Here is a 23,349-nt window from a genome sequence, read left to right on the forward strand (position 1 = left end):
CTGCTGTTTTTTTTATGAATCGGAGTTGCTGATGTCTGTGCCCGCCCTTCGCTTTCCGCCGGAAATAGCTAGCGATGAGGATTTCAGCCTGAAAGAAGCAAAGCGAAAACAAGCGGGCACAGGGCCCGCTTGTTTGTTTATCGCTCTACTTCGATCAGCAAATCACCAGTAGAAATAGCTTCACCGTTTTGGACATGGATGTTTTTCACCGTTCCTGAGAATGGGGCTTGAACGGTTGTCTCCATTTTCATCGCTTCGGTAATCATTAAATGATCTCCCTGAACGACCTTCTCTCCTTTTTCCACAAGCACTTTGATCACCGTTCCCGGCATTGTGGCGGCCAAATGGCTTTCATTTTTCGGATCTGCTTTTATTTTAGAAGCAACTGAAGATTTTATGCTTTCATCTTTAATCACTATTTCACGCGGCTGGCCATTTAATTCAAAATACACCACGCGGGTACCGTCTGTTTGTGCCTGCCCAATGGAAACAAGCTTAACAATTAATGTTTTGCCCGTTTCAATTTCAATCTCGATCTCCTCGCCTAACCTCATTCCATACAAGAACGTCGGCGTATCCAGTACGGACACATCACCAAACTGGTCGACTGTTTTAATATAATCCGTAAATACTTTTGGATACAAGGCGTAAGCGATGACATCGTGATCGGTTATTTGGCGGTCAAATTCGTTGGACAGCTCTTCTCGAATGGCGCCAAAGTCGACATCCTTAAGCAGCTCCCCTGGACGAACCGTCAAAGGCTCTTTCCCTTTTAAAATTACTTTTTGAAGCTGTTTCGGGAATCCGCCGTACGGCTGGCCCAAGTATCCTTCAAACAATTCAATAACGGAATCTGGAAAGTCAATTTTGTCTCCCCTTTCCAGCACTTCTTCTTCTGTCAAGTTATTCTGTACCATAAACAAGGCCATGTCACCGACTACTTTAGAAGAAGGAGTGACCTTGACAATGTCCCCGAACATTAAATTAACGCGGCTGTACATGTCTTTCACTTCTTCCCAGCGATCGCCGAGCCCTACCGCTTTCGCCTGCTGCTGCAGGTTGCTGTATTGTCCTCCAGGCATTTCATGCTTGTAAATTTCCGTGTGCGGAGCGACCATGCCGCTTTCAAAATCCTGATAATACTGTCTGACACCTTCCCAGTATTGGGATAGCTGCTCTAAAGAATCAATGCTGGCAGAAGGCTCCCGCTCTGTTCCTTTTAAGGCGTAACAAAGCGTATTGGCGCTCGGCTGCGAAGTGAGGCCAGCCATTGTGCTGACCGCTACATCAACAATATCCACTCCCGCTTCGATCGCCTTGGCGTACATATAAATGCCATTTCCGCTCGTATCATGCGTATGAAGATGAATCGGAAGATCAACAGTTGCTTTCAATTCAGAAATTAACCGGTAAGCGGACTGCGGCTTCAACAAACCTGCCATATCTTTAATGCCAAGAATATGCGCTCCTTGATTTTCCAGTTCCTTTGCCATGTCTTTATAATACTGAATGCTGTATTTTGGACGGGATGGATCATCAATATCACCTGTGTAGCAAATAGAGGCTTCAGCAATCTTGCCTGTTTGGCGGACTGCATCAATGGCTGTTTCCATTCCCTTGATCCAGTTTAAGCTGTCAAAGATGCGGAACACATCAATGCCGGAAGCGGCAGATTGATCTACAAACTCGCGGATCACATTATCCGGATAATTCGTGTAGCCAACGGCATTGGAAGCGCGAAGCAACATTTGAAATAACACATTCGGCACTTTTTCCCTCAAAGCAGTCAGACGCTTCCAAGGATCCTCCTTCAAAAAGCGGTAGGACACATCGAACGTAGCTCCTCCCCACATTTCCAGCGAGAACATGTCCGGGAGCAATTTAGCAGTCGGTTCGGCGATTCGAAGCAAATCATTCGTGCGTACACGTGTAGCCAGCAGCGATTGATGGGCATCGCGGAAAGTTGTATCCGTCAGCAGCACTTCAGAGCGGGATTTGACCCAATCAACAAGCCCAGCAGCGCCCCTTTCATCCAAAATCTGTTTTGTGCCCGGCGAAGCTGGCTCCAAGCCGACTTTCGGAACAGCGAGCTGTTCAAAGAGCGGCTTTTTCTTCTTTTCGATTCCCGGAAAACCGTTCAGTGTTACATTGCCGATATAATTGAGCATTTTAGTTCCCCGGTCTTTCCGCTTCGGAAACACAAATAATTCCGGAGTTGTATCAATAAAGGAGGTATCATAATTTCCTGTAATAAAGTCTTCATGCCGCATGACATTCTCCAGGAAAGGAATGTTGGTCTTAATCCCGCGAATCCGGAACTCCTGAAGGTTTCGCAGCATCTTAGAAGCCGCCTGCTCAAAAGTGAGCGCTTGCGTAGATACTTTCACAAGCAGCGAATCATAGTAAGGAGTAATCACGGCCCCTTGGAACCCATTCCCTGCATCCAGCCGGACACCGAAGCCGCCGCCGGAACGGTAAGCCATAATTTTTCCTGTATCTGGCATGAAATCATTTAACGGATCTTCTGTCGTAACACGTGACTGAATTGCGTACCCATGAACAGTGATCGCCTCCTGTTGAGGAATTCCGACCTTCTCACTGTGAAGCGAATGGCCTTCAGCAATCAAAATCTGCGATTGGACAATATCGATGCCCGTGACCATTTCTGTGATCGTATGTTCCACCTGAACACGCGGATTGACTTCAATAAAATAGAACTTGTTATCTGCAACGAGAAACTCTACGGTTCCCGCATTTAAATAATCTACTTTTTTCATCAGCTGAACTGCTGCTTCACAAATGCCATTGCGCAAATCTTCTGGCAATGATACACATGGAGCGACTTCTACTACCTTTTGATGACGGCGCTGCACGGAACAGTCCCGCTCATAAAGGTGAATAATGTTCCCATCATGGTCTCCGAGAATTTGCACCTCGATATGCTTAGGGTTTTGAACAAACTTCTCAACGTATACCTCGCCGCTGCCAAAAGCCGCTTTTGCCTCGGACTTTGCCCGCTCATAGGCTTCACGCACCTCTTCAACGCTATTGACAATCCGCATGCCGCGGCCGCCGCCCCCAAGCGCAGCTTTAATAATAATAGGAAAGCCGTGCTCCCGGCCAAACGCCACTACTTCTTCAAGAGAGGAGACTGGGCCGTCCGTGCCCGGGATGACAGGAATGTTTGCCTGCTGTGCTTGAAACCTGGCCTTCACTTTATCACCAAACATATCTAAATGCTGGGATTTAGGGCCGATAAAAATGATGCCTTCTTCCTCACAGCGTTTAGCGAATTCGATATTTTCTGATAAAAAACCATACCCCGGGTGGATCGCATCAACTTCCGCTTGCTTGGCAATCTCAATAATGTTCTCAATATCAAGATAGGCTTCAATCGGCTTTTTGCCTTTGCCGACAAGATAAGCTTCATCGGCTTTATAGCGATGATAAGAGCCTGAATCTTCTTTTGAGTAAATGGCCACTGTACGGATGCGCAGTTCTGTACAAGCGCGAAATACGCGGATCGCGATTTCCCCCCTGTTAGCAACCAGTACTTTACTGATTTTTCTCATTTTCATCTCTCCCCTGTTGTGCGAGTAAATATATATAAAAAGGCTCATTGAAATGAACCTTTTTACTACTATGCTGCGTTAAAATCTCTTGCTGATTTTCGGTCCGTTCCTGCCAAACGGTCGTTTGGCAGGAAGGAGCCAAAAAAAGAATCAGCCTCTCAGATTAACAAAGCTTGCCACTAACAAATGAGCGTTATTTTTTATAAAGCTGTTCGTACTTGGTAAACATTGAAATATTAACAAGAACCCCAAGTGACACAGATAACAAAATGAGTGAAGAGCCTCCATAACTGATTAAAGGCAGCGGAACTCCCGTAATTGGAATCAATCCCGTTACCCCGCCAAGATTAATAGCCGCTTGGATAGCGATCATACTGGAAATGCCGACAGCCATCATCTTTCCAAATGGGTCTTGGCACTTTATCGATATATAAATTCCTTTGAGTACAATAAAACTTAATCCCCCAATAACAATGAATACGCCTAATAGACCCAACTCCTCTGAGATAACAGCCATAATGAAGTCGGTGTGCGGCTCAGGTAAATACCCTAGCTTTTGCACGCTTTGGCCGAGTCCATTGCCGGTTACTCCTCCAGAGCCGATAGCAAGATAAGAGTTGACAAGGTGATACCCGTCCCCCTCTTGGTGCTCAAAAGGATCAAGATAACCGGTAATCCGGCTGATCTTTTCCTCCGTAAAGATCTTATCTTTCTTCAAAAGAATAAGCGGGGAAAGAACCAGAGCAGCCATCAGGCCAAGCACGACCAGCTTCCACATGCTTTTAAAGCGCATGCCCGAAGAAATAATGATCGTACAGCCAATAAGAAAAATAATAAAGGCTGTCCCAAAATCAGGCTCAGCAGCGATCAAGGTGCATAAAAACACGAGTAAAATAACCGGCGGCGTGACCCCTTTATTAAAGGAGTTAATATATTTTTGTTTTTTGGCATAAATGGCTGACATATAAATAATGATTACCAGCTTGGCGAATTCAGAGGGCTGCAAGTTCATGCCGCCAAAACGAATCCAGCTTCGCGCGTTGTTCGAAATCGTTCCAAATATCATCAAAGCAACGAGCATTCCAATGATGCCTGCTACGATTGCAAATAAAAATTTACTATTTTTATAGGCTTTATATGGAAAGAGAGCTGCCGCAAAAAAGAAAACAGAGGCCGCGATAATATGAATTTTTTGCTTGTTATAAAAGTAATCGCTCGCTACTTCATAGCGCTGGACGGCTGTGACTGAACTTGCACTGTAAATCATCATCAGTCCGAACAGGCAAAGAAGAAAAAAGGCTGCGATAAGCGAGTAATCGTATGATCTTATGATTTTTTTCCACATATAAATCTTCCTATCTCTGACATCCTTTTCTGCAAAGAATGCGTTGAAATGATCCAGCCAACAGCGAGTAGATCAACAGCACGGCTGCCTGAGCTTATGTAAAAAAAACTCAAACATCAATAAAAGGTGTTTGAGTTTTTTGCCGTTTATTTTCTAGTAGATGCTTCATGGAGAGCTGACAATTCCCGTTCAAGCGAATCAATCAGTTCTTTTCCATCTTGTTCATCGACCAAACCTAAACGAATCGCAAAATCTATTTCACGGGATAAGCCAAACATTTGGGTGTCCAGCACCTCTTCATAGAGAGGGCACTGGGGCATCGTTAAGTTGTCCATTTGGACTTTGATGAGTCTCAAAATCTTTCCCGCATCTGCTTCTAATAGAGAGTAGGCTTTTTCCCTGTGATTGACTTTTAATTCAGATGCCACATCTAACTCCCCCTGTTCAGCACAATAATTGACTGTATCTTATAAAATTCTATCGTTAATTCGACTAATTTGCAAGGAATTTCGCATTTATCCCCTGACAAGAAAGGACTCTAGCGTTATAATCTATGGGGAACGTTAATTTAAATAAGGGAGTGTCCCTATGAATACAATTATGAGTATTAAAGGAAAAGTGAAATTTCCTATCACCCTCGATTCCGGTGTGTGGATTTTTGACGACCGCCGCATCGATCTGAATACATACTTTGACACAGAAGCAGACAATGGCCTGCTGCAAGACGAAGAATACACGAAGAGTGTATCAAAGTTTTGGGATAAAGAAATCAGAGAAGGCGCTGTTTTCCCGCCGACGATTAAATCCGAGAAAAAGTATGAAAAAGAAAAAGTATTGACCGGCACCTTCGGGATGCCCTTTGAACCATTTTTGAAAAATGCAGAGCCGGATGCTGATGCCCAGTCGTTAGTTATTGAAACAGCCAATGAAGAAATTACGCTGCCTTTAGAGCAAGCCGGCGAAATCATCCTCGCCTTCTCCAAGGAAGGAAAGCCGCTTCGCGAAGACGGGCCTGTCCATGTTCTTTTCAAAGACGGGTCAAACCGGGCTGAACCGATCAGGAAAGTCACATCGTTTCGTATCGATTAAGCCAATAAAAAAGCGAGGTGCTTCGACTTATGGAAGGCATCTCGCTTTTTTGCTTTCTATAAAATGTCCGCTGCCAGCTGGGCAAGCCCTGACCGTTCGCCTTTGAGCAATTTTATATGGCCTGAAACGGCCTGGTCTTTAAACTTTTCAATGACATAGGTTAAGCCATTATTGTATTCATCCAAATACGGATGGTCGATTTGGGCAGTATCACCCATCAGCACAATTTTGCTTCGTTCGCCAACCCTCGTCAAAATGGTTTTCACTTCATGCTTCGTTAAGTTTTGTGCCTCATCAATAATGATATACTGCTCAGGAATGCTTCTTCCCCGTATATAAGTGAGTGCCTCCACTTCCACCGAGTGAAGCCCCGCCAAAATTTGATCAATTTCTCCCGGCTTTTTTGTATTAAATAAAAATTCAAGATTGTCGTAAATCGGCTGAACCCATGGGCGAAGCTTCTCCTGCTTTTCACCGGGCAAGTAGCCGATATCTTTTCCGACCGGAACAATCGGCCGGGCAACGAGCAATTTTTTAAACAGATGAAAATCCTCTGTTTGCAAAAGTCCTGCCGCAAGAGCAAGGAGCGTTTTTCCTGTTCCTGCCTTGCCCGCCATGGTAACAAGCGGAATATCAGGTCGCATCAACAATTCAATCGCCATCATTTGCTGAACATTGCGCGGCTTGATTCCCCAAATAATATCTTCATCATGAAAAAGCTTCTTTAACATTTTCCCTTTGGCATCCACTATGCCAACCGCTGATGCTGAACTGCCAAGAGCGTCTTTTAAGATCAAAAACTGGTTAGGATAAAAAGGATGATGAGCGATTTCAGAAAGCGGCAGCTCCCCTTTTTGGTACAACGCATCAAGCGCTTCTTTCGGTACATACATCTCTAAAAAACCCATATATATATCGCTCATCTCAATGACGCGGTCACTCAAGAAGTCTTCTGCCTGCAAGCCAAGTGCATCGGCTTTTACCCGCACGAGCGTGTCTTTGCTTACTAAAATCACTGCCCGGCCATTCGTTTTCTCTTCTTCTTCAACAGATAAATTTTTGGCGACTGCCAAGATGCGGTTGTCATTTGTTTTTTCCAAAAACACATCTTGCAGCTTTTGAAAAGAACGATGATTTAATTCAATTCTCAAGCTTCCTCCGTTTTCCAATTGAATCCGCTCATGGAGTTTCCCTGTTTCCCGCATTTTATCAATGAGCTTTGATACAAGTCTGGCGTTTCTTCCGATTTCATCCATATATCTTTTCTTTGAGTCTAATTCTTCGAGCACTACTGCCGGGATAACAACTTCATTTTCTTCAAAAGAGAAAATAGCGTATGGATCTTGCAACAAGACATTGGTATCCAGCACATAAATTTTACTCAACGAGACGCCTCCTGCTTTGTTCATCTTTTTTTATTATATGAGAATAAGCGGTACCAGGTTCAACGAATAGCAAGGCTGATAAAAATATATGTGTGCATGAATAAGATTAGAAGAGAATCGCAAAATATAAAGAACCGTTGATTTATAAATAAAAGAGGTGATACACATGAAGCGAATACTTCCTTTACTCGCTCTCTCTCTTCTTTTCGGGTGTGCCCAGAAAGAAGACGCATCTTTAGATAAGAACGAACAAACTACCGGCGAAGCACGTTATAAAGCGCAAGTTAATAACAGCGTTCCAACTGACAGAAGCAATCTCTCGTTAGGCGAGGCCGGACGCCGGCTCGCGGCTACCGCCCAGACGATGCCGGGAGTGAATGACGCCGCTGCTGTAGCTTGGGGGCGATATGCCATTGTCGGCATTGATGTAGACGCCAATTTAGACCGGTCAGAAGTCGGCTCCATAAAGTACACCGTAGCGGAAGCGCTGAGGCACCAGCCGTATGGTGCGGAAGCAGTGGTAGTAGCCGATCCGGACTTATATGCCCGCCTCAAGGAGATTGGCCAAGACATTGAAAATGGACGGCCGCTGCAAGGCTTGGCCAATGAGCTTGCAGATATTGCTGGACGCGCCATGCCCGAAGTTCCAGGCGACTTAACAGAGCCTGAGCCTAAAAGAGCAACTGAACAGCCAAAGAAACAATTATCTCCCTCTGAATCGCACCAATTAGAAAAGCAGCAGGAAGAGCAATCCAACCACCATAAGTAAAATGAACAATCTATAAGTTGACGGCGGCGGAGCAGAAAAGACACAGTCGCTTTTCTTACTCTTCCGCTCCTTTTCTGAGAGCTTCTAATACTTGCCGGTCGAGTTTCTGAGCTGCCTGCTCGTCATATGTTTTCTCGTGTTTCGGCTCCAGGATAATTTTCGACCCGTAAAACATCACATCACGTATTTCAGTAATGCAAATTTCTATAATCGCTGTCTGAACAGGGACACCGGCTGCTTTTTCCGTAATAATTTTCCCAGTGCCGGATATGGCATAGGCTGATTCATTTGCCAATAGGTGAATAGCCATTGCCGGATTTTGTTTAATGTTTTCTACCATGCTTGAGCGGCTGTGCACAGCAATGCGCAAGGTATGCTCGTCTAATGCACGGATCCAGGAAATAGCGTGAATAGCCGGATTTCCGGATTCCTTATCAATGGTGGCAATTGTGACGAGGCGGTCTTCTTGCAATGCCTCAAACAACGGCGGTATTAAATAAGTTTCTATTCTGTTAGCCACATTCATCCCCTCCCTTTGTCTTTATTATACATAACAGGCTACACTATGCCGAATTTGTGCTGCCCCTTTTTCTCTTCACTCTATTGTTTTATAAGCTGAAAATATTTTTTGAATTATGTACAATGAAATTTTTACTCATTAAATAAACAATAGAAATCCTAAACAGAACACTTGACTGCTTTCATCTCATTGCTATCTTAGAAGACGCCCCTGCAATACTCATGGTATAATGGGCAAAAAAGCTGGAGGTAGCTGAAGTGAGAGTAAAATGTATTCTATGCGAAAAAATTGAAAAAATCGATGATCAGCTCCCTGTCGCCAAACGGTTAAGAAACCGGCCAATCCATACATATATGTGCACGGAATGCAGCGAACGAATAGCCGAGAAAACCCAAGCACGGATTGCCACCGGCAAGTTTCGGATTTACCGTTCCGGCAAGGAGCAGGAAATTTTGTAAACAGCCACCTTCATGGCTGCATAAAAAAAGGATGCCTAAAAGCGGGCATCCTTTTAAAGTGGAGAAAAGCAGCACTTTGCCGTAAAATCCGTATCCCACAAATCATCAATAAAAAAGAAATCAATCCCTGCCTCAGGCTTTATGTACAGCTACCCTCTTTTTTATACACCCCGTTAATTAGAACGGAGGGCGCGAAGACTCCGGCGGGATCTGCGGGACAGGCGAGACCCCGCAGGCGCGCTGGCGCTGAGGAGGCTCGCCGCACGCCCCGCGGAAAGCGAAGCGCCTGGAGTGGAAAGCAACAGACCCTATTCATAAGTAAATTAAAAAGAACGGCGGCTTTTTCATTCAGCTGCATAATGGTGCCAGTTTTCACCCGTATGGCTGCACCAATCCCTTATTTTTTACACCCCGTTAATTAGAACGGAGGGCGCGAAGACTCCGGCGGGATCTGCGGGACAGGCGAGACCCCGCAGACGCGCTGGCGCTGAGGAGGCTCGCCGCACGCCCCGCGGAAAGCGAAGCGCCTGGAGTGGAAAGCAACAGACCCCATGCATATACAAAAAAAGACCGCGGACAAACTCAATTCTCGTTGAGTTTGTCCACAGTCTGAAGGATACCTAAAAGCAGGCATCCTTGTTTTAATTTTGATTCTCTTCCTTATGCATCCTGAGCCTAAACTTATATACGCCGAGCACAAGCGCGGCAACAATCAAGCTCTCTACAACAGGCAGCTGGTACGACAGAATCAGCAGCAGCAGCGAGCCGACAATAAGCGACACATAAACAATAATATTCTTTCCGACAGATAATTTCTTGGCAAAGCCGAGGTTATAGACAAGAACACAAAGCAATATAATCGCCAGCCAATAAATTCTTACAGGCCAGTAAGTTCCCCCGAACACTTTAATCAAGGCTCCCAGCAACGGGCTGACGTGTTCTAATCCTTCCACTCCCTATCTCTCCCTTACAAATTAAATTTCTTCATATTTTTTCTTTTTGGCTGCCCGCTCCCGTTCATTCTTATCAAGAATTTTCTTGCGCAAACGAATCGATTGCGGCGTTAGCTCGCAGTATTCATCATCATTTAAGTACTCAAGCGCTTCTTCTAACGACATAATACGCGGCTTTTTCATTGTTGTGGTTTGATCTTTTGTAGCAGACCGTACGTTTGTCGCCTGCTTCAATTTAGTAATATTGACGGTCAAGTCATTTTCACGCGTATGCTCGCCAACAATCATTCCGCCGTAAATCTCTGTTCCAGGCTCTACAAAGATGGTTCCACGGTCTTCTACTTGCATGATGCCATACTGAGAAGCTTTTCCAGCTTCCATAGAAACAAGCACACCTTGACGGCGACCGCCTACGCGTCCTGGCTGCATCGGCTGATAGCTGTCAAATGTATGATTAATAATTCCATAGCCACGCGTCATCGTTAAGAATTCCGTCGTATAACCGATCAATCCGCGGGCAGGAACCATGAAAATTAAACGGACTTGACCATTGCCATTATTAATCATATCAAGCATTTCACCTTTGCGCGAGCCTAATGATTCAATAATAGCGCCCGTGTATTCTTCAGGAACATCAATTTGCACACGCTCAACTGGCTCACAGCGTACTCCGTCAACTTCCTTCACGATAACTTGAGGTTTAGACACTTGGATTTCAAAGCCTTCGCGGCGCATATTTTCCAACAGAATGGATAAATGGAGTTCACCGCGTCCGGAAACAACCCAAGCATCCGGAGAATCCGTTTCCTCTACTCGCAGGCTCACATCTGTTTCCAGCTGCGCGTCAAGACGCTCCTGAATCTTTCTGGCCGTCACAAACTTCCCTTCGCGGCCGGCGAATGGGCTGTTGTTGACAAGGAATGTCATTTGCAGCGTCGGTTCGTCAATATGCAAAATCGGGAGAGCTTCCTGATAATCGACCGGGCAAACTGTTTCTCCAACGTTAATATCTTCCATGCCGGAAACGGCAATTAAATCTCCAGCCTTCGCTTCTTCAATTTCAATCCGCTTTAATCCCATAAAGCCAAATAATTTCGTGACACGGAACTGCTTAACTGTTCCATCCGTTTTCATTAAGGCTACTTGCTGGCCAACTGTGATCGTTCCGCGGAATACACGGCCAATACCAATCCGGCCGACATAATCGTTGTAATCAAGCAAGGCTACTTGGAATTGAAGCGGTTCGTCACTATTGTCCACCGGTGCCGGGATATGCTCAACGATAGCCTCAAATAAAGATTCCATGTTTTCATCTTGCTTATCAGGTGACGTGCTCGCTGTTCCGTTGATCCCTGATGCATAAATCACTGGGAATTCAAGCTGTTCGTCATTCGCATCCAGCTCAATGAACAATTCAAGCACTTCGTCGACCACTTCTTCCGGACGGGCAAAGTCGCGGTCAATTTTATTAACAACAACAATCGGGCGCAGATTTTGTTCGAGCGCCTTTTTCAAGACAAAGCGTGTTTGCGGCATGCATCCTTCATAAGCATCGACAACAAGAAGAACGCCATCGACCATTTTCATAATTCGCTCAACTTCACCGCCAAAGTCGGCATGTCCAGGTGTATCCAATATATTAATTTTCGTGTCTTTATATTGAATGGCTGTATTTTTTGCAAGGATCGTAATTCCGCGCTCTCTTTCGATGTCCCCAGAATCCATCGCACGTTCCTCTACATGCTCATTGCTTCTGAAGCTGCCTGATTGTTTAAGGAGTTGATCCACAAGAGTAGTTTTCCCATGGTCAACGTGAGCGATGATCGCAATGTTTCTTAAATCCGTTCTTGTATTCAAATTAGTTCCTCCTGACTAATAAAACCTTCCATTCATAAAATTCGCTTTTGTAACTGGATTATTATATCACAAGTTGTTTTGAAATCCTAATTGATATTAAAGGTTTCTCTGCTTAAAAAAATCTTGTACAATAAAGAAAAAGGAGGCTCTTGTTGTGAAAGAGATTAAGTGGATTTTTATATTTTTCGCTATTGCGGCTGCATCCTGCATGATCGGCATGGGAATTGCCATAGCAGAAAAAAGCATACTGGGCCTTATTTTGTGCATCGTTGCCCTCTTTGCCGTTATGGGTTTCGGCTTTTCTACAAAAGCTAAAATGAGAAGAGCCGGGAAGCTGTAGGCTAACGCTGACGAGGCGCTCTCTACCCTTTAATAAATTCATTAGTGCTGTCAACTGACGGCGATGACTGATTAACAACCGCACTAAAAAAGATGAAGCCAGCTGGCTTCATCCTTTTTGCTTGTTAATCTTTTAATAAAAATTCGTCTAATATCCGCCCATGAAGAATCGGAGCTCCAGCAAACACACTGTTTATCTTTATCATATTTAGGTCTTCACCGAACAAATTTGTCACACAGCCGCCCGCTTCTTCCACCAGCAGTTTCCCGGCTGCAAAATCCCACGGAGATAACCTCATAGATAAATAGCCATCCAGCCGACCTGCTGCCACATAAGCAAGCTCCAAGGCGGCAGAGCCGTAGGAGCGTGTGCCCCTCACCTGCACCGCTAAATTCACGAGCTTTCTTTCATCGAAATACCTGTTTTTCACAAGCCATGTGGCATTCAGCGCAATAAGCGCTTTTTCAACGGACACTTCTGTCAGGGAAGGCAGCCTCACACCATTCATATAAGCTCCCTTTCCGCGTTCAGCGTAATATAACTCATCATGAGCCACATCATAAATGTAGCCTAAACGTCCGACTCCATTTTCGTAAACACCGATTGAAATAGCAAAATGACGCTGCTGATGGATAAAATTGGTCGTTCCATCAATTGGATCAATGATCCAAACAATCCCTTTAAGGGAAGCGAGATCATCTCCCTGTCCCTCCTCCCCTAAAATCCGGTGGCCAGGATAGACCTTGCGAATGTTAGCAATAAAAAATCGCTCTGTTTCTTTATCAATATTTGTTACTAAATCGTTGGGATTTGATTTGGTATGAATGCTTAAAGAATGCTTGAACGACTCTCGAATAGAAGAGCCAGCCTCCATAATCCACGTCTTTATCCGCTGATCCATTTCCGTCCAATTTACCATAACTATTCCTCCAACGTGGAAAATTATGTAATGTCCCTTTGCCCATATTAGAATTATAGTATATCTCGTTGCTTTTGCAAAACAAAAACGGCCTCGCCTTATGCACAATAGCGAGTCCGTCCATTAGTAATCAGCAGTCTTTATCATCTGTTTAAATGGCTATTCTTCGTTATGCTTCCATTTTCAGCATTTGTTCGCGAAGAATATTCAGCTTCTCCTTTGATTTCTCCATTTGATCGGTATTTTTTGCCTTCATTGCTTCATACAAAACAGCCAGTTCATAATCCAATTCTAATCGAATGACAGCCAGCTTTTCTTTTGATTGCGTATAGGTCTGCATACTATTCATCACTTGTTTCATGGTCAGCACTCCTTTTATTATTCTCCTTATTCACCAGATCGTTTCTCCATTGCATTCAACTGCTTTGCTTTATTTGTTTCTATTGTATAGTATTTCTATTTCATCATTTTTTTATGTTAAAATATCCTCAAGTAACAATTGGGAGGATATTTTATGAATTTCACTGGCTTTACTCAGGCTGATTTCGATGTTTTCCGAATCACCGGCTTAGATGAAAGAATGACCGCTTTAAAGGCATCGATTCGGCCGAAATTAGAATTTTTAGGCGAGCAGTTCTCCGGAGAGCTAAGTGTTCTGGCGGGAAATGAGATGTTTTCCCATGTGGCTAAGCACGCCCGCAGAACTGTAAATCCACCGGATGATACATGGGTTGCATTTGCTGACAACAAACGCGGATACAAAAAACATCCTCACTTTCAAATTGGCTTATGGCAATCACATCTATTTATTTGGTATGCTGTAATTGATGAAGCGCCACATAAAGCAGAGATCGGTTCTCTCCTGGAGAAAAAAATCGACTATTTGCGAAAACATGTTCCTGATGAATTCGTGTGGTCGGACGATCACAGAAAACCAGAAGCAACTAAAATGAAAGATCTATCTAATGAGCAATTGCTTCATTTGTTCCAGCGCCTCCAATCCGTTAAAAAATCGGAAATTCTTTGCGGCGTCCACTTGCCGAGGGAGGAAGCCGTTCAACTGTCCGGCCCTCAGTTAGTAGAGTTTATCCATGAGGCATTTGTAAAATTAATACCCCTATATAAATTGTCTTAAACAACATACCCCTCCTGAAATCATCTTTCAGGAGGGGTATGTTTCTTCGTGCCGCCCGGTTGATAAACGGCCATTATTTCATTTTCACTTTTTCTCCGGCAGCAGCTGATTTCATTTGCTGTATAGCCCGGTAAGAGGAATAGCCGCTCACTTCTTCAAACTCATTGCACAGCCGCTTTTCTTCTGATTTGCTTGGCACAATCTCTTTAAAACGCCGATAAATCGCCATTAGCTCCTCTTTATTCACACCGGCTTCATATGCCCGCTCAATCGCTTCAAAAAATTTGACCACATCAATCACTTCTTCTGTTGACCAATCCGGTGAAAACGGGTATGAGTATTCCATCTGTTTGTCCCCCTATTTTTTTTTGCATATTACTCAGCCTTCTAGGCAAAGCTTTACGAACATGCTATAATTTCTTGTGCTTTTAAAGCTCTTGCACAACATAGATACGTTATAATAAATGAGGTGAAAAGTAAATTGTCACAATTTGATACACCGTTATTCACCGGCCTCAAGGCTCATGCCGCTAAAGAACCGGTGCAATTTCATATTCCAGGCCACAAAAAAGGCAGCGGAATGGATCCTGAGTTTCGCCAATTCATTGGGGAAAATGCTCTTTCCATCGATTTAATTAATATATTTCCGCTGGATGACCTCCACCATCCTCAAGGAATGATTCAGCAGGCACAAGACTTAGCCGCTGAAGCATTTGGAGCGGATCATACATTTTTTTCTGTTCAAGGGACCAGCGGGGCCATTATGACTATGGTCATGACTGTTTGCGGACCAGGGGATAAAATTATCGTTCCCCGCAACGTGCATAAATCCGTCATGACAGCCATTGTCTTTTCAGGAGCGATCCCCATTTTTATCCATCCTGAAATTGATCCTGTCCTCGGAATCTCTCACGGCATTACAACTGATGCAGTGAGCAGGGCATTAAACGAGCATCCTGATGCGAAAGGCTTGCTTGTGATTAACCCAACCTATTTTGGAATTTCAGGTGATTTAAAACAAATTGTGGAAATTGCTCACTCTTTTGATGTGCCCGTTCTGGTAGATGAAGCACACGGAGTGCACATTCACTTTCATGATAAATTACCTGTGTCTGCTATGCAGGCAGGCGCGGATATGGCAGCAACCAGCGTGCATAAGCTTGGCGGCTCTTTGACGCAAAGCTCGATTTTAAATGTAAAAGAAGGACTCGTTCCAGCCAAACGCGTCCAAACCATTTTAAGTATGTTGACGACAACCTCCACTTCTTACTTGTTACTTGCTTCCCTTGATGCCGCGCGGAGACGCCTGGCTATCGAGGGAGAAGAACTCATCAGCGGGGCTATTTCACTCGCCGGCTCAATGCGCAAACAGATCAATGAAATCCCTGATTTGTATTGTGTAGGACCAGAAATACTCGGTTCAAAAGCAACTTATGATTTTGACCCGACTAAGCTGATTATTTCCGTGAAGCAACTGGGCATTACCGGAAATGAAGCAGAGAATTGGTTAAGAGAAAACTATAATATTGAAGTGGAGCTTTCTGATTTATATAATATTCTGTGCATTGTAACACCGGGTGATACTGAAAGAGAGGCGGAATTATTAATCCGCGCCCTTTCCCGCATGGCAGATGTATTTAAAGGAACCGAGGCAAAGGTTCATACAGATGTGCTTCTCCCAGATATTCCATTGTTAGCGTTGTCGCCACGGGACGCTTTTTACGCTGAAACAGAGGTTGTGCCTTTTGAAGAATCAGCAGGCCGGATCATTGCGGAGTTTGTCATGGTGTACCCGCCAGGCATCCCTATCTTTATTCCCGGAGAAATTATTACGGAAGAAAATCTTACCTACATCCGCAAAAACCAAGAAGCCGGCTTGCCAGTTCAGGGTCCGGAAGACTTCAGCTTAAAAACCTTACGGGTTATCCGTGAACGAAAAGCAATTAGCTAACTCTGCGAAAAAAACCGGAAGCGGCCGCTTCCGGTTTTTTCATTCATCAGCCAATATAAAGGCCGCTCAATCGTCTAATTCGACTTCTTCCTCACACCCGCAGTGCGAATAAGCCACAGAAACCTTATCGTCTTCAAAATATTCGATCGTACTTAAACACGATTTGCAAACAATTGTGCCCACATTCTCCATTCCTTTCAACCATTTAGTCAACGTTTTTCTAAGTTAAATCTATAATAATATAACACAATTCTTTTTTCAACCTTAAATTGTATAACACATTTAACTAATAAGAGAAAAGTGTGAGCAAAGAATCTATATTTTCCCTTTCATTCATATCAGCCTAGTAATTAGAAGAGATTTCCCCTTATATACATATTAAAAAGAAGACCAAATACATTAGGTAGTAGGATGAACGATTATTACATTTGGAATGAGGGAAGACGATGATTCAACTATCAGGAACGAACTTACAACAGCTTGACACCTGGCCCCCCGGAAGCCTTGAAAACCTCATCGTCCAACAAATGTATGAGGATTCAGCTGTTTATTCGTATTCGTCTATGAATGAGCTCTCCTTTGAATTGGCCCTGCGAAAAAATATTGTCAGAAGCGCCCATTTAATGAACGAAAGCGAAGCACGGTTTGCCACTTTTACAGACTCACGCTGTAATCCCTATTACTGGCAGTTGACAAGCGCCGGCGGATTTCTTCTCAGGCATGGAGTTCAAGCTTCTGAAGCGATTGAAGATATTTATAGAAACAGCTCGATCTATGCCTTTGAGTGCGCGACAGCTACCATAATTATTTATTACCATGCCTTGTTAAACAGCATAGGCGCACAGCTGTTTAATCAGATATTCCCGCGCCTTTACTTATATAGCTGGCATGCTGATCCCGATCTCGGATTACGGACAGTTTCTGTCAGCCGTTTCCTGCCCGGGGATGTTGTCTACTTTAAAAACCCTGATTTTTCCCCCGAAACCCCCTGGTGGAGAGGTGAAAACGCCGTTGTTCTTGAGGATGGATCATTTTTTGGACATGGAGCAGGGATCAGAACCGCTGATCAAATGATTCAATCTTTAAATAGGCAAAGAGTACCAGGGAGCAATCAATCAGCTTATTTGCTTCCTTCAGCTACAAGACCAGCGTTTAAACATCTCGCACAGCTGGCGATCATGCCTCGACATAACTCTGATTATAAACTTCATATCACTGTGATCCATCATAATAGAAGCTCGATTTCATTAAACCGTTATGTAACTTACTTAAGAAAAGTCTACAACCAAGCTGCACCAAAAAACCCGTTCTCCTAAGAGATCGGGTTTTTGTACCGCCAGCCTTCGCCTGTCCCTGCTTAAAAAGAAGCGGCTAATAAGTGCAGCAGCGGATCAACTGCCAGCTTGCCTGTCCAATAAAAAAACAAGGTTGAAAGTGTAACAAAAAACCCCCTTCTTGGAGAACACAGTATTTTTTCAGCTGCCAGCATACATATATAGAAAAAAACAATGAATAACAGTCCCTGAAAGGTTTTGGAATCTCCTTTCGACAACCAGGCTGCCAACGTATAAAAGCTCCAAATCATGAAATGCAGCACGAATACAATATAATAGCTCATACCCTCTCCGCCTATCTTTTTTGCTTCTTCTTACAGCTTATGGCTAGAAGGATAAATTCTTAACTAAACAAATAAAAAAATAGAACTGTCATGGAGACAGTTCTATTTTTGTCTAATTATTTTACAATATGGATCGGTGTGCCAAGAGCTACTTCTGCTGCTTCCATAGAAATTTCTCCTAGCGTTGGATGCGCATGAATCGTCATAGCCACATCTTCTGCTGTCATGCCTGCTTCAATAGCAAGACCGAGCTCAGCAATCATATCAGATGCACCGGAGCCAGCAATTTGGGCACCGACGATCAAGCCGTCTTCTTTGCGTGTGACAAGCTTCACGAAACCATCTGTGCTGTTAAGCGCCAATGCACGGCCGTTCGCTGCAAATGGGAATTTAGCTGCGACAATCTCCATGCCTTCTTCTTTAGCCTCTGCTTCTGTATAGCCGACAGTAGCCAATTCAGGCTCAGTAAAGCAAACCGCTGGGATGGCTAAATAATCAATTTCAGAACGCTCGCCGGCAATCGCTTCTGCCGCAATCTTTCCTTCGTAAGAAGCTTTATGCGCCAATGGAGGACCTTGTACGATGTCTCCAATCGCGTAAATATTCGGTACGCTTGTCCGGCATTGCTTATCGATTTCGATTAAACCGCGATCTGTGATTTTAACGCCCGCTTGCTCAAGGCCAAGCTCTTCTGTATTTGGCTTGCGGCCAACTGTTACAAGTACATAATCAGCTTCGACTTTCTCTTCTTTGCCGCCTGCTTCATATGTTACAACTACGCCATTTTCTGTTTCTTCCGCAGACTTGGCCATTGCTTTTGTAACCATTGTTACACCTTTTTTCTTCAGATTGCGCTTAACAAGAGCGGACATTTGCTTTTCAAAGCCGTTTAAAATCTCGTTAGCTCCCTCAAGAATAGTTACTTCTGTTCCAAGGTTTGCATAAGCAGTAGATAATTCTGCGCCAATATAACCGCCGCCGACTACTACCATTTTCGCTGGAACTTCTTTCAGCGCCAAAGCACCTGTTGAGTTAAGCACCCGCTCAGAAAATTTAAAGTTAGGGATTTCAATCGGATGAGAACCGGTTGCTACAATTGCATGTTTAAATTTATATGTTTGAGCTGAATTTTCATTCATGACACGGAGTGTATTCGCATCAACAAAGTACGCTTCACCGCGAACGATTTCCACTTTGTTTCCTTTTAACAGCCCTTCTACTCCGCCAGTCAGCTTTTTCACTACGCTGGCTTTCCATTCTTGGACTTTTTCAAAGTTAACTGTAACGTTTTCCGCTACAATTCCCATATCATCTGAATGTTTCGCTTGCTCATAACGATGCGCAGCTGTAAGTAACGCTTTAGAAGGAATACAGCCGACGTTCAAACAAACACCGCCTAGTTCTCCTTTTTCAACGATCGTTACTTTTTGTCCAAGCTGTGCAGCACGAATAGCTGCTACGTATCCTCCTGGGCCTGCCCCGATAACTATCGTATCAGTTTCGATTGCGAAATCTCCTACTACCATTGCATTACGCCTCCATTAATAAAAGTTCTGGATCATTTAATAAACGCTTAATATGGTTAAGCGCATTTTGAGCTGTTGCCCCATCAATCATTCGGTGGTCAAAGCTCAATGATAATGCTAACACAGGTGCGGCTATAATTTCACCATTTTTTACAACTGGTTTTTCAGCAATTCGGCCAATGCCTAGAATAGCCACTTCAGGATGGTTAATTACTGGAGTAAACCATTGTCCGCCGGCAGAACCAATATTCGTAATGGTACAAGATGCGCCTTTCATTTCAGCTGGCGAAAGCTTGCCATCGCGTGCCTTAGTTGCCAGTTCATTAATTTCATTTGAAATCGTAAACATGGATTTGCGGTCAGCATTTTTCAAAACTGGAACAAGCAGCCCTTTATCTGTATCAGCTGCGATACCGATATTGTAATAATGCTTGTGAACAATTTCATCTGTATTGTCATCGAGTGACGTATTTAAAGCCGGATATTCACGAAGCGCGCTTGTTAAAGCTTTGACCACATATGGAAGGAAGGTTAACTTAATTCCTTTTTCCTCAGCTACTGCTTTGAACTTCTTGCGGTGAGCCCACAGCTTAGATACTTCCACTTCATCCATCAAAGTAACATGCGGTGCTGTATGCTTCGAATGAACCATCGCTTTCGCAATCGCTTTGCGGATACCGCTCATTTTTTCGCGTGTTTCCGGGAATTCGCCCTCCGGAATAACAGGGGCGGCAGCAGCCTTCGCTTTGTCCGCTGTCTGTTCAGCAGCAGGTACAGCTTCCTGTTTGGCCACTGGCTCTTCTGGAGCTTTCTGGCCACCAGCGATAAAGCTGTCAATATCCTCTTTCAGCACACGGCCGTTCTTGCCTGAGCCCGCTACTTGGCGAATATCTACGCCGTTATCACGCGCGTATTTGCGAACAGACGGCATAGCTACGATGCGGCGGTCCGGATCCACATGTGCTTCTTGAGCTGCCGGCTGGGCGCCTGCTCCTGTTGTTTCTGCTTTTTGGACAGGCACTTCTTCTTTTTTCATATCCTGGCCGGCTTCTGCTGTTGATTGAACTTGTGCTTCTGTTTTTTCCTCTTCGTCCCCATGGCCTTTAAATTGTAAATCTTCATAACCAGGAGCGTCAATTTTAACAAGCACATCACCGACAACTGCTACCGTTCCTTCACTCACTAATACATCTTCTACTGTTCCTGTAACAGGGGAAGGGATTTCAACGACTGCTTTATCATTTTGCACTTCGCAGAGGATGTCATCCTCTTCAATTTTGTCGCCAGGTTTTACGAACCATTTGACGATTTCGCCTTCGTGAATACCTTCACCGATATCAGGTAATCTAAATTCAAATGCCAAAGTCTTCACCCTCCTAATTGAAGTTCATTCTGTTCACAACGGTTAGATGAGGAGAGATCTCAAGTCTATTCGCCATAAGCTTGAGATCATCTGTCCTGCCCTCTACTTGTGATTAAAATTCAAGTACTTTTTTCGCTGTTTCGATAACGTCCTTGAAGTTTGGAAGCCATACTGGTTCAGCTTGTGAAAACGGATAAACCGTATCCGGAGCAGCGACGCGCAAAACAGGGGCATCTAAGCTTAAAATGGCCCGGTCATTAATTTCCGCTACCACATTTGCTGCGATTCCCGCTTGCTTCTGAGCTTCCTGAACTACAATAGCACGTCCTGTTTTTTCCACAGATGCGACGATCGTATCTATATCTAGAGGCTGGATCGTACGAAGATCGATCACCTCTACAGAATAACCTTCTTTTTCCAGTTCTTCTGCTGCTTTGATCGACTCATGAACCATTGCCCCGTAAGTAATGATGGAAAGATCTTTTCCTTCCCGCTTCACTTCGGCTTTTCCAAGCGGAATTGTGTACTCTTCTTCCGGCACTTCTTGACGGAAAGAACGGTATAATTTCATATGCTCAAGGAAAATAACCGGATCATTGTCACGAATAGCAGAAATTAACAAGCCCTTTGCATCATAAGGTGAAGATGGAATAACAACCTTCAAGCCTGGCTGTTGAGCAACAAGCCCTTCTAAGCTGTCAGCATGAAGTTCCGGTGTATAAACGCCGCCTCCAAATGGAGAGCGAATTGTTACCGGTGCAGGATAGCTGCCGCCTGAGCGATAACGAAGGCGGGCTAATTGGCCGCTAATAGAATCCATTACTTCATATACGAAACCAAAAAATTGAATTTCAGGAACCGGACGGAAGCCTTCAAGAGCAAGTCCAACAGCAAGCCCGCCAATCCCGGATTCAGCAAGCGGTGTATCAAATACACGATCTTCACCGAATTCTTTTTGGAGACCCTCCGTTGCCCGGAAAACCCCTCCATTCACTCCAACGTCTTCCCCAAAGACCAATACATTTTCATCGTTCTTCAGTTCTGTGCGCAGAGCGTCCGTAATAGCTTGGATCATTGTCATTTGCGCCATGGCTTACTTCGACTCCTTCTCTTTATAGATTTCATACTGTTCTTTTAAATTTGCAGGCATTTCTTCGTACATATGAACCATTAAATCGGTTACTTTTTGCTTCGGTGTTTCATCCGCTTTTTTAATTGCTGCTTTGATTTCTTCTTTTGCCCGTTCAATCACAGCTGTTTCTTTTTCTTCATTCCATAGACCCTTGCCTTCGAGATACTTGCGGAAGCGAACAAGCGGATCTTTCTTCTCCCACTCAGTATCCATATCATTCGTACGATAACGTGTCGGATCGTCCCCTGCCATGGTATGCGGACCGTAACGGTAACACATAGTTTCGATAAGAGTTGGTCCTTCGCCGTTTAAGGCACGCTCGCGGGCTTCACGAGTAACAGCATAAACAGCCAGCGGGTCCATTCCGTCTACTTGTACGCTTGGCAAGCCCGCAGCGATTCCTTTTTGGGCAATCGTTTTTGCCGCGGTTTGTTTATCGCGCGGCGTTGAGATCGCAAATTGGTTGTTTTGGACAATGAAAATCGCAGGAGCATTAAACGCACCCGCAAAGTTAATGCCTTCATAGAAATCCCCTTGTGAGGAACCTCCGTCTCCTGTATATGTAACTGCTACTGCTTTTTTGCCTCGCTTCTTAAGTCCAAGCGCCACACCGGCATTTTGGATATATTGAGCTCCGATAATAATTTGCGGTGCCAAGATGTTCAAGCCTTCAGGCACTTGGTTTCCATGATAATGGCCGCGGGAGAACAAAAAGGCTTGGTATAAAGGAAGTCCATGCCAAACGATTTGTGGAACATCGCGGTAACCCGGCAAAATCCAGTCTTCTTTTTCCAAAGCAAAGTGAGAAGCAATTTGAGAAGCTTCCTGACCGGCTGTTGGCGCGTAGAAGCCGAGGCGCCCTTGACGGTTTAATGAAATAGAACGCTGATCAAGAATACGCGTGTACACCATGCGCGTCATCAGCTCTTCTAATTGTTCATCTGTTAAGTCAGGCATTGCTTGTTCATTAACAATTTTGCCCTCTTCGTTTAAAATCTGGACCATTTCAAATTGGTCTTCAATCATTTCAAGTGTCTTTTTTGCATCAAATTGTGCCTTCTTTTTAGCACTCATGAAAGCCACCTATCCTTTCTCTTTTTATTGTGCCTGATCTTCCTGCCTCAACAAGCCATCCTGTAATCTTCTCTGTGGCACGATTTCTTCAGATGGGATGATTTATCGTCAATACTGTACTAGTTGTTTATTCATATGCACTAGTACAACAACTTGTTTACAGAGATAAGTCTATAATATCGGCCCGCTGAAAGTCAAACAAATTTACCTTGCCGAACAGGGAGTTGTTGTTTTTCCACAATCCTTTTCATTAAAACTGTATTACTGCACTAAAAATATCTGTACTATAAAAAAACTTATTTTTCGCAACTGTTATAGAGTAGTTTTTCTCGAAATCGCTTTT

The 23,349-nt window shown here is 44.1% G+C and carries 23 protein-coding genes; 7 read left to right on the top strand and 16 right to left on the bottom strand.

Going from position 1 to position 23,349, the window contains the following annotated elements:
• Positions 1-137 precede the first annotated feature (137 nt).
• The 3 genes from pyc to BBA02S_RS03505 all read right to left on the bottom strand — a co-directional run bounded on the left by pyc (position 138) and on the right by BBA02S_RS03505 (position 5,345).
• Positions 138-3,578: a pyruvate carboxylase gene (gene pyc / locus BBA02S_RS03495; RefSeq protein WP_041099748.1), complete on the bottom strand. Its 3,441-nt coding sequence runs from the start codon at positions 3,576-3,578 to the stop codon at positions 138-140.
• A gap of 187 nt (positions 3,579-3,765) precedes the next feature.
• Positions 3,766-4,917, bottom strand: a complete 1,152-nt coding sequence (locus tag BBA02S_RS03500) for an FtsW/RodA/SpoVE family cell cycle protein (protein ID WP_041099746.1) — start codon at positions 4,915-4,917, stop codon at positions 3,766-3,768.
• Between the two features lie 146 nt (positions 4,918-5,063).
• The gene (locus BBA02S_RS03505) at positions 5,064-5,345 is read right to left on the bottom strand and encodes an Fpa/YlaN family protein (RefSeq protein ID WP_041099744.1); all 282 of its coding nucleotides are present in this window, start codon (positions 5,343-5,345) and stop codon (positions 5,064-5,066) included.
• A 160-nt stretch (positions 5,346-5,505) separates the two neighbouring features.
• Here BBA02S_RS03505 and BBA02S_RS03510 point away from each other — a divergent pair, with 160 nt between their 5' ends.
• Entirely contained in the window at positions 5,506-6,006 is a 501-nt protein-coding gene (locus BBA02S_RS03510) for a molybdopterin-binding protein (RefSeq protein ID WP_041099742.1), read from the top strand.
• Between the two features lie 56 nt (positions 6,007-6,062).
• Here BBA02S_RS03510 and BBA02S_RS03515 read toward each other — a convergent pair whose 3' ends face one another.
• The gene (locus BBA02S_RS03515; RefSeq protein WP_041099740.1) at positions 6,063-7,391 is read right to left on the bottom strand and encodes a PhoH family protein; all 1,329 of its coding nucleotides are present in this window, start codon (positions 7,389-7,391) and stop codon (positions 6,063-6,065) included.
• 166 nt (positions 7,392-7,557) lie between these two features.
• On the opposite strand from BBA02S_RS03515, the gene BBA02S_RS03520 reads away from it, so the two are divergent.
• A complete protein-coding gene (locus BBA02S_RS03520) occupies positions 7,558-8,160 on the top strand; it encodes a YhcN/YlaJ family sporulation lipoprotein (RefSeq protein ID WP_041099738.1) in 603 nt (200 codons plus the stop codon).
• Positions 8,161-8,215: 55 nt separating this feature from the next.
• Here BBA02S_RS03520 and BBA02S_RS03525 read toward each other — a convergent pair whose 3' ends face one another.
• The gene (locus BBA02S_RS03525) at positions 8,216-8,686 is read right to left on the bottom strand and encodes a pyridoxamine 5'-phosphate oxidase family protein (protein ID WP_305954903.1); all 471 of its coding nucleotides are present in this window, start codon (positions 8,684-8,686) and stop codon (positions 8,216-8,218) included.
• 251 nt (positions 8,687-8,937) lie between these two features.
• Between BBA02S_RS03525 and BBA02S_RS03530 the strand changes: the two genes are divergently transcribed.
• Positions 8,938-9,138: a YlaI family protein gene (locus BBA02S_RS03530; RefSeq protein WP_041099734.1), complete on the top strand. Its 201-nt coding sequence runs from the start codon at positions 8,938-8,940 to the stop codon at positions 9,136-9,138.
• A 641-nt stretch (positions 9,139-9,779) separates the two neighbouring features.
• On the opposite strand, the gene BBA02S_RS03535 is transcribed toward BBA02S_RS03530, so the two are convergent.
• Positions 9,780-10,061, bottom strand: coding sequence for a YlaH-like family protein (locus BBA02S_RS03535; protein WP_370511050.1), 282 nt, complete (start codon positions 10,059-10,061; stop codon positions 9,780-9,782).
• A gap of 51 nt (positions 10,062-10,112) precedes the next feature.
• Positions 10,113-11,948 (bottom strand): translational GTPase TypA, encoded by a 1,836-nt coding sequence (gene typA, locus BBA02S_RS03540; RefSeq protein ID WP_041099732.1) that lies wholly within the window; start codon positions 11,946-11,948, stop codon positions 10,113-10,115.
• Between the two features lie 154 nt (positions 11,949-12,102).
• Between typA and BBA02S_RS03545 the strand changes: the two genes are divergently transcribed.
• On the top strand, positions 12,103-12,288 hold the full coding sequence (locus BBA02S_RS03545; RefSeq protein WP_041099730.1) for a YlaF family protein: 186 nt from the start codon (positions 12,103-12,105) through the stop codon (positions 12,286-12,288).
• 124 nt (positions 12,289-12,412) lie between these two features.
• Here BBA02S_RS03545 and BBA02S_RS03550 read toward each other — a convergent pair whose 3' ends face one another.
• On the bottom strand, positions 12,413-13,207 hold the full coding sequence (locus BBA02S_RS03550; protein WP_041099728.1) for an inositol monophosphatase family protein: 795 nt from the start codon (positions 13,205-13,207) through the stop codon (positions 12,413-12,415).
• Positions 13,208-13,376: 169 nt separating this feature from the next.
• Positions 13,377-13,568 carry a hypothetical protein gene (locus tag BBA02S_RS03555; protein WP_041099725.1) on the bottom strand — a complete coding sequence of 64 codons (192 nt, stop codon included), beginning with the start codon at positions 13,566-13,568 and terminating at the stop codon, positions 13,377-13,379.
• Positions 13,569-13,721: 153 nt separating this feature from the next.
• Between BBA02S_RS03555 and BBA02S_RS03560 the strand changes: the two genes are divergently transcribed.
• Positions 13,722-14,342 (top strand): YktB family protein, encoded by a 621-nt coding sequence (locus BBA02S_RS03560; RefSeq protein WP_041099723.1) that lies wholly within the window; start codon positions 13,722-13,724, stop codon positions 14,340-14,342.
• 73 nt (positions 14,343-14,415) lie between these two features.
• Here BBA02S_RS03560 and BBA02S_RS03565 read toward each other — a convergent pair whose 3' ends face one another.
• The gene (locus tag BBA02S_RS03565; protein WP_041099721.1) at positions 14,416-14,688 is read right to left on the bottom strand and encodes a UPF0223 family protein; all 273 of its coding nucleotides are present in this window, start codon (positions 14,686-14,688) and stop codon (positions 14,416-14,418) included.
• Positions 14,689-14,823: 135 nt separating this feature from the next.
• Between BBA02S_RS03565 and BBA02S_RS03570 the strand changes: the two genes are divergently transcribed.
• Positions 14,824-16,293 carry an aminotransferase class I/II-fold pyridoxal phosphate-dependent enzyme gene (locus tag BBA02S_RS03570; protein WP_041099719.1) on the top strand — a complete coding sequence of 490 codons (1,470 nt, stop codon included), beginning with the start codon at positions 14,824-14,826 and terminating at the stop codon, positions 16,291-16,293.
• Between the two features lie 66 nt (positions 16,294-16,359).
• On the opposite strand, the gene BBA02S_RS20150 is transcribed toward BBA02S_RS03570, so the two are convergent.
• A complete protein-coding gene (locus tag BBA02S_RS20150) occupies positions 16,360-16,485 on the bottom strand; it encodes a GapA-binding peptide SR1P (RefSeq protein ID WP_370511049.1) in 126 nt (41 codons plus the stop codon).
• A gap of 254 nt (positions 16,486-16,739) precedes the next feature.
• Between BBA02S_RS20150 and BBA02S_RS03575 the strand changes: the two genes are divergently transcribed.
• Complete coding sequence (locus tag BBA02S_RS03575) at positions 16,740-17,609, top strand: protein-glutamine gamma-glutamyltransferase (protein ID WP_041099717.1); 870 nt, start codon at positions 16,740-16,742, stop codon at positions 17,607-17,609.
• Between the two features lie 41 nt (positions 17,610-17,650).
• On the opposite strand, the gene BBA02S_RS03580 is transcribed toward BBA02S_RS03575, so the two are convergent.
• The 5 genes from BBA02S_RS03580 to pdhA all read right to left on the bottom strand — a co-directional run bounded on the left by BBA02S_RS03580 (position 17,651) and on the right by pdhA (position 23,006).
• Positions 17,651-17,911: a hypothetical protein gene (locus tag BBA02S_RS03580; protein ID WP_041099715.1), complete on the bottom strand. Its 261-nt coding sequence runs from the start codon at positions 17,909-17,911 to the stop codon at positions 17,651-17,653.
• A 116-nt stretch (positions 17,912-18,027) separates the two neighbouring features.
• Entirely contained in the window at positions 18,028-19,437 is a 1,410-nt protein-coding gene (gene lpdA / locus BBA02S_RS03585; RefSeq protein WP_041099713.1) for a dihydrolipoyl dehydrogenase, read from the bottom strand.
• A gap of 4 nt (positions 19,438-19,441) precedes the next feature.
• Positions 19,442-20,800 (bottom strand): dihydrolipoamide acetyltransferase family protein, encoded by a 1,359-nt coding sequence (locus tag BBA02S_RS03590; protein WP_041099711.1) that lies wholly within the window; start codon positions 20,798-20,800, stop codon positions 19,442-19,444.
• 112 nt (positions 20,801-20,912) lie between these two features.
• Complete coding sequence (locus BBA02S_RS03595; RefSeq protein WP_041099709.1) at positions 20,913-21,890, bottom strand: alpha-ketoacid dehydrogenase subunit beta; 978 nt, start codon at positions 21,888-21,890, stop codon at positions 20,913-20,915.
• Positions 21,891-21,893: 3 nt separating this feature from the next.
• Positions 21,894-23,006, bottom strand: a complete 1,113-nt coding sequence (gene pdhA / locus BBA02S_RS03600; protein ID WP_041099707.1) for a pyruvate dehydrogenase (acetyl-transferring) E1 component subunit alpha — start codon at positions 23,004-23,006, stop codon at positions 21,894-21,896.
• Positions 23,007-23,349: the final 343 nt, after the last annotated feature.

It is taken from the genome of Bacillus badius NBRC 15713, from assembly GCF_001591605.1.
GTDB classification, from domain to species: Bacteria; Bacillota; Bacilli; order Bacillales; family Domibacillaceae; genus Pseudobacillus; species Pseudobacillus badius.

Excerpts from the sequence above, each read along its gene's own strand:
- BBA02S_RS03595 (WP_041099709.1), bottom strand. The coding sequence starts at position 21,890 with ATGGCGCAAATGACAATGATCCAAGCTATTACGGACGCTCTGCGCACA.
- BBA02S_RS03510 (WP_041099742.1), top strand. The coding sequence starts at position 5,506 with ATGAATACAATTATGAGTATTAAAGGAAAAGTGAAATTTCCTATCACC.
- BBA02S_RS03555 (WP_041099725.1), bottom strand. The coding sequence starts at position 13,568 with ATGAAACAAGTGATGAATAGTATGCAGACCTATACGCAATCAAAAGAA.
- BBA02S_RS03565 (WP_041099721.1), bottom strand. The coding sequence starts at position 14,688 with ATGGAATACTCATACCCGTTTTCACCGGATTGGTCAACAGAAGAAGTG.
- BBA02S_RS20150 (WP_370511049.1), bottom strand. The coding sequence starts at position 16,485 with ATGGAGAATGTGGGCACAATTGTTTGCAAATCGTGTTTAAGTACGATC.
- lpdA (WP_041099713.1), bottom strand. The coding sequence starts at position 19,437 with ATGGTAGTAGGAGATTTCGCAATCGAAACTGATACGATAGTTATCGGG.
- pyc (WP_041099748.1), bottom strand. The coding sequence starts at position 3,578 with ATGAAAATGAGAAAAATCAGTAAAGTACTGGTTGCTAACAGGGGGGAA.
- pdhA (WP_041099707.1), bottom strand. The coding sequence starts at position 23,006 with ATGAGTGCTAAAAAGAAGGCACAATTTGATGCAAAAAAGACACTTGAA.
- BBA02S_RS03520 (WP_041099738.1), top strand. The coding sequence starts at position 7,558 with ATGAAGCGAATACTTCCTTTACTCGCTCTCTCTCTTCTTTTCGGGTGT.
- BBA02S_RS03500 (WP_041099746.1), bottom strand. The coding sequence starts at position 4,917 with ATGTGGAAAAAAATCATAAGATCATACGATTACTCGCTTATCGCAGCC.
- BBA02S_RS03580 (WP_041099715.1), bottom strand. The coding sequence starts at position 17,911 with ATGAGCTATTATATTGTATTCGTGCTGCATTTCATGATTTGGAGCTTT.
- BBA02S_RS03550 (WP_041099728.1), bottom strand. The coding sequence starts at position 13,207 with ATGGTAAATTGGACGGAAATGGATCAGCGGATAAAGACGTGGATTATG.
- BBA02S_RS03560 (WP_041099723.1), top strand. The coding sequence starts at position 13,722 with ATGAATTTCACTGGCTTTACTCAGGCTGATTTCGATGTTTTCCGAATC.
- BBA02S_RS03575 (WP_041099717.1), top strand. The coding sequence starts at position 16,740 with ATGATTCAACTATCAGGAACGAACTTACAACAGCTTGACACCTGGCCC.
- BBA02S_RS03525 (WP_305954903.1), bottom strand. The coding sequence starts at position 8,686 with ATGAATGTGGCTAACAGAATAGAAACTTATTTAATACCGCCGTTGTTT.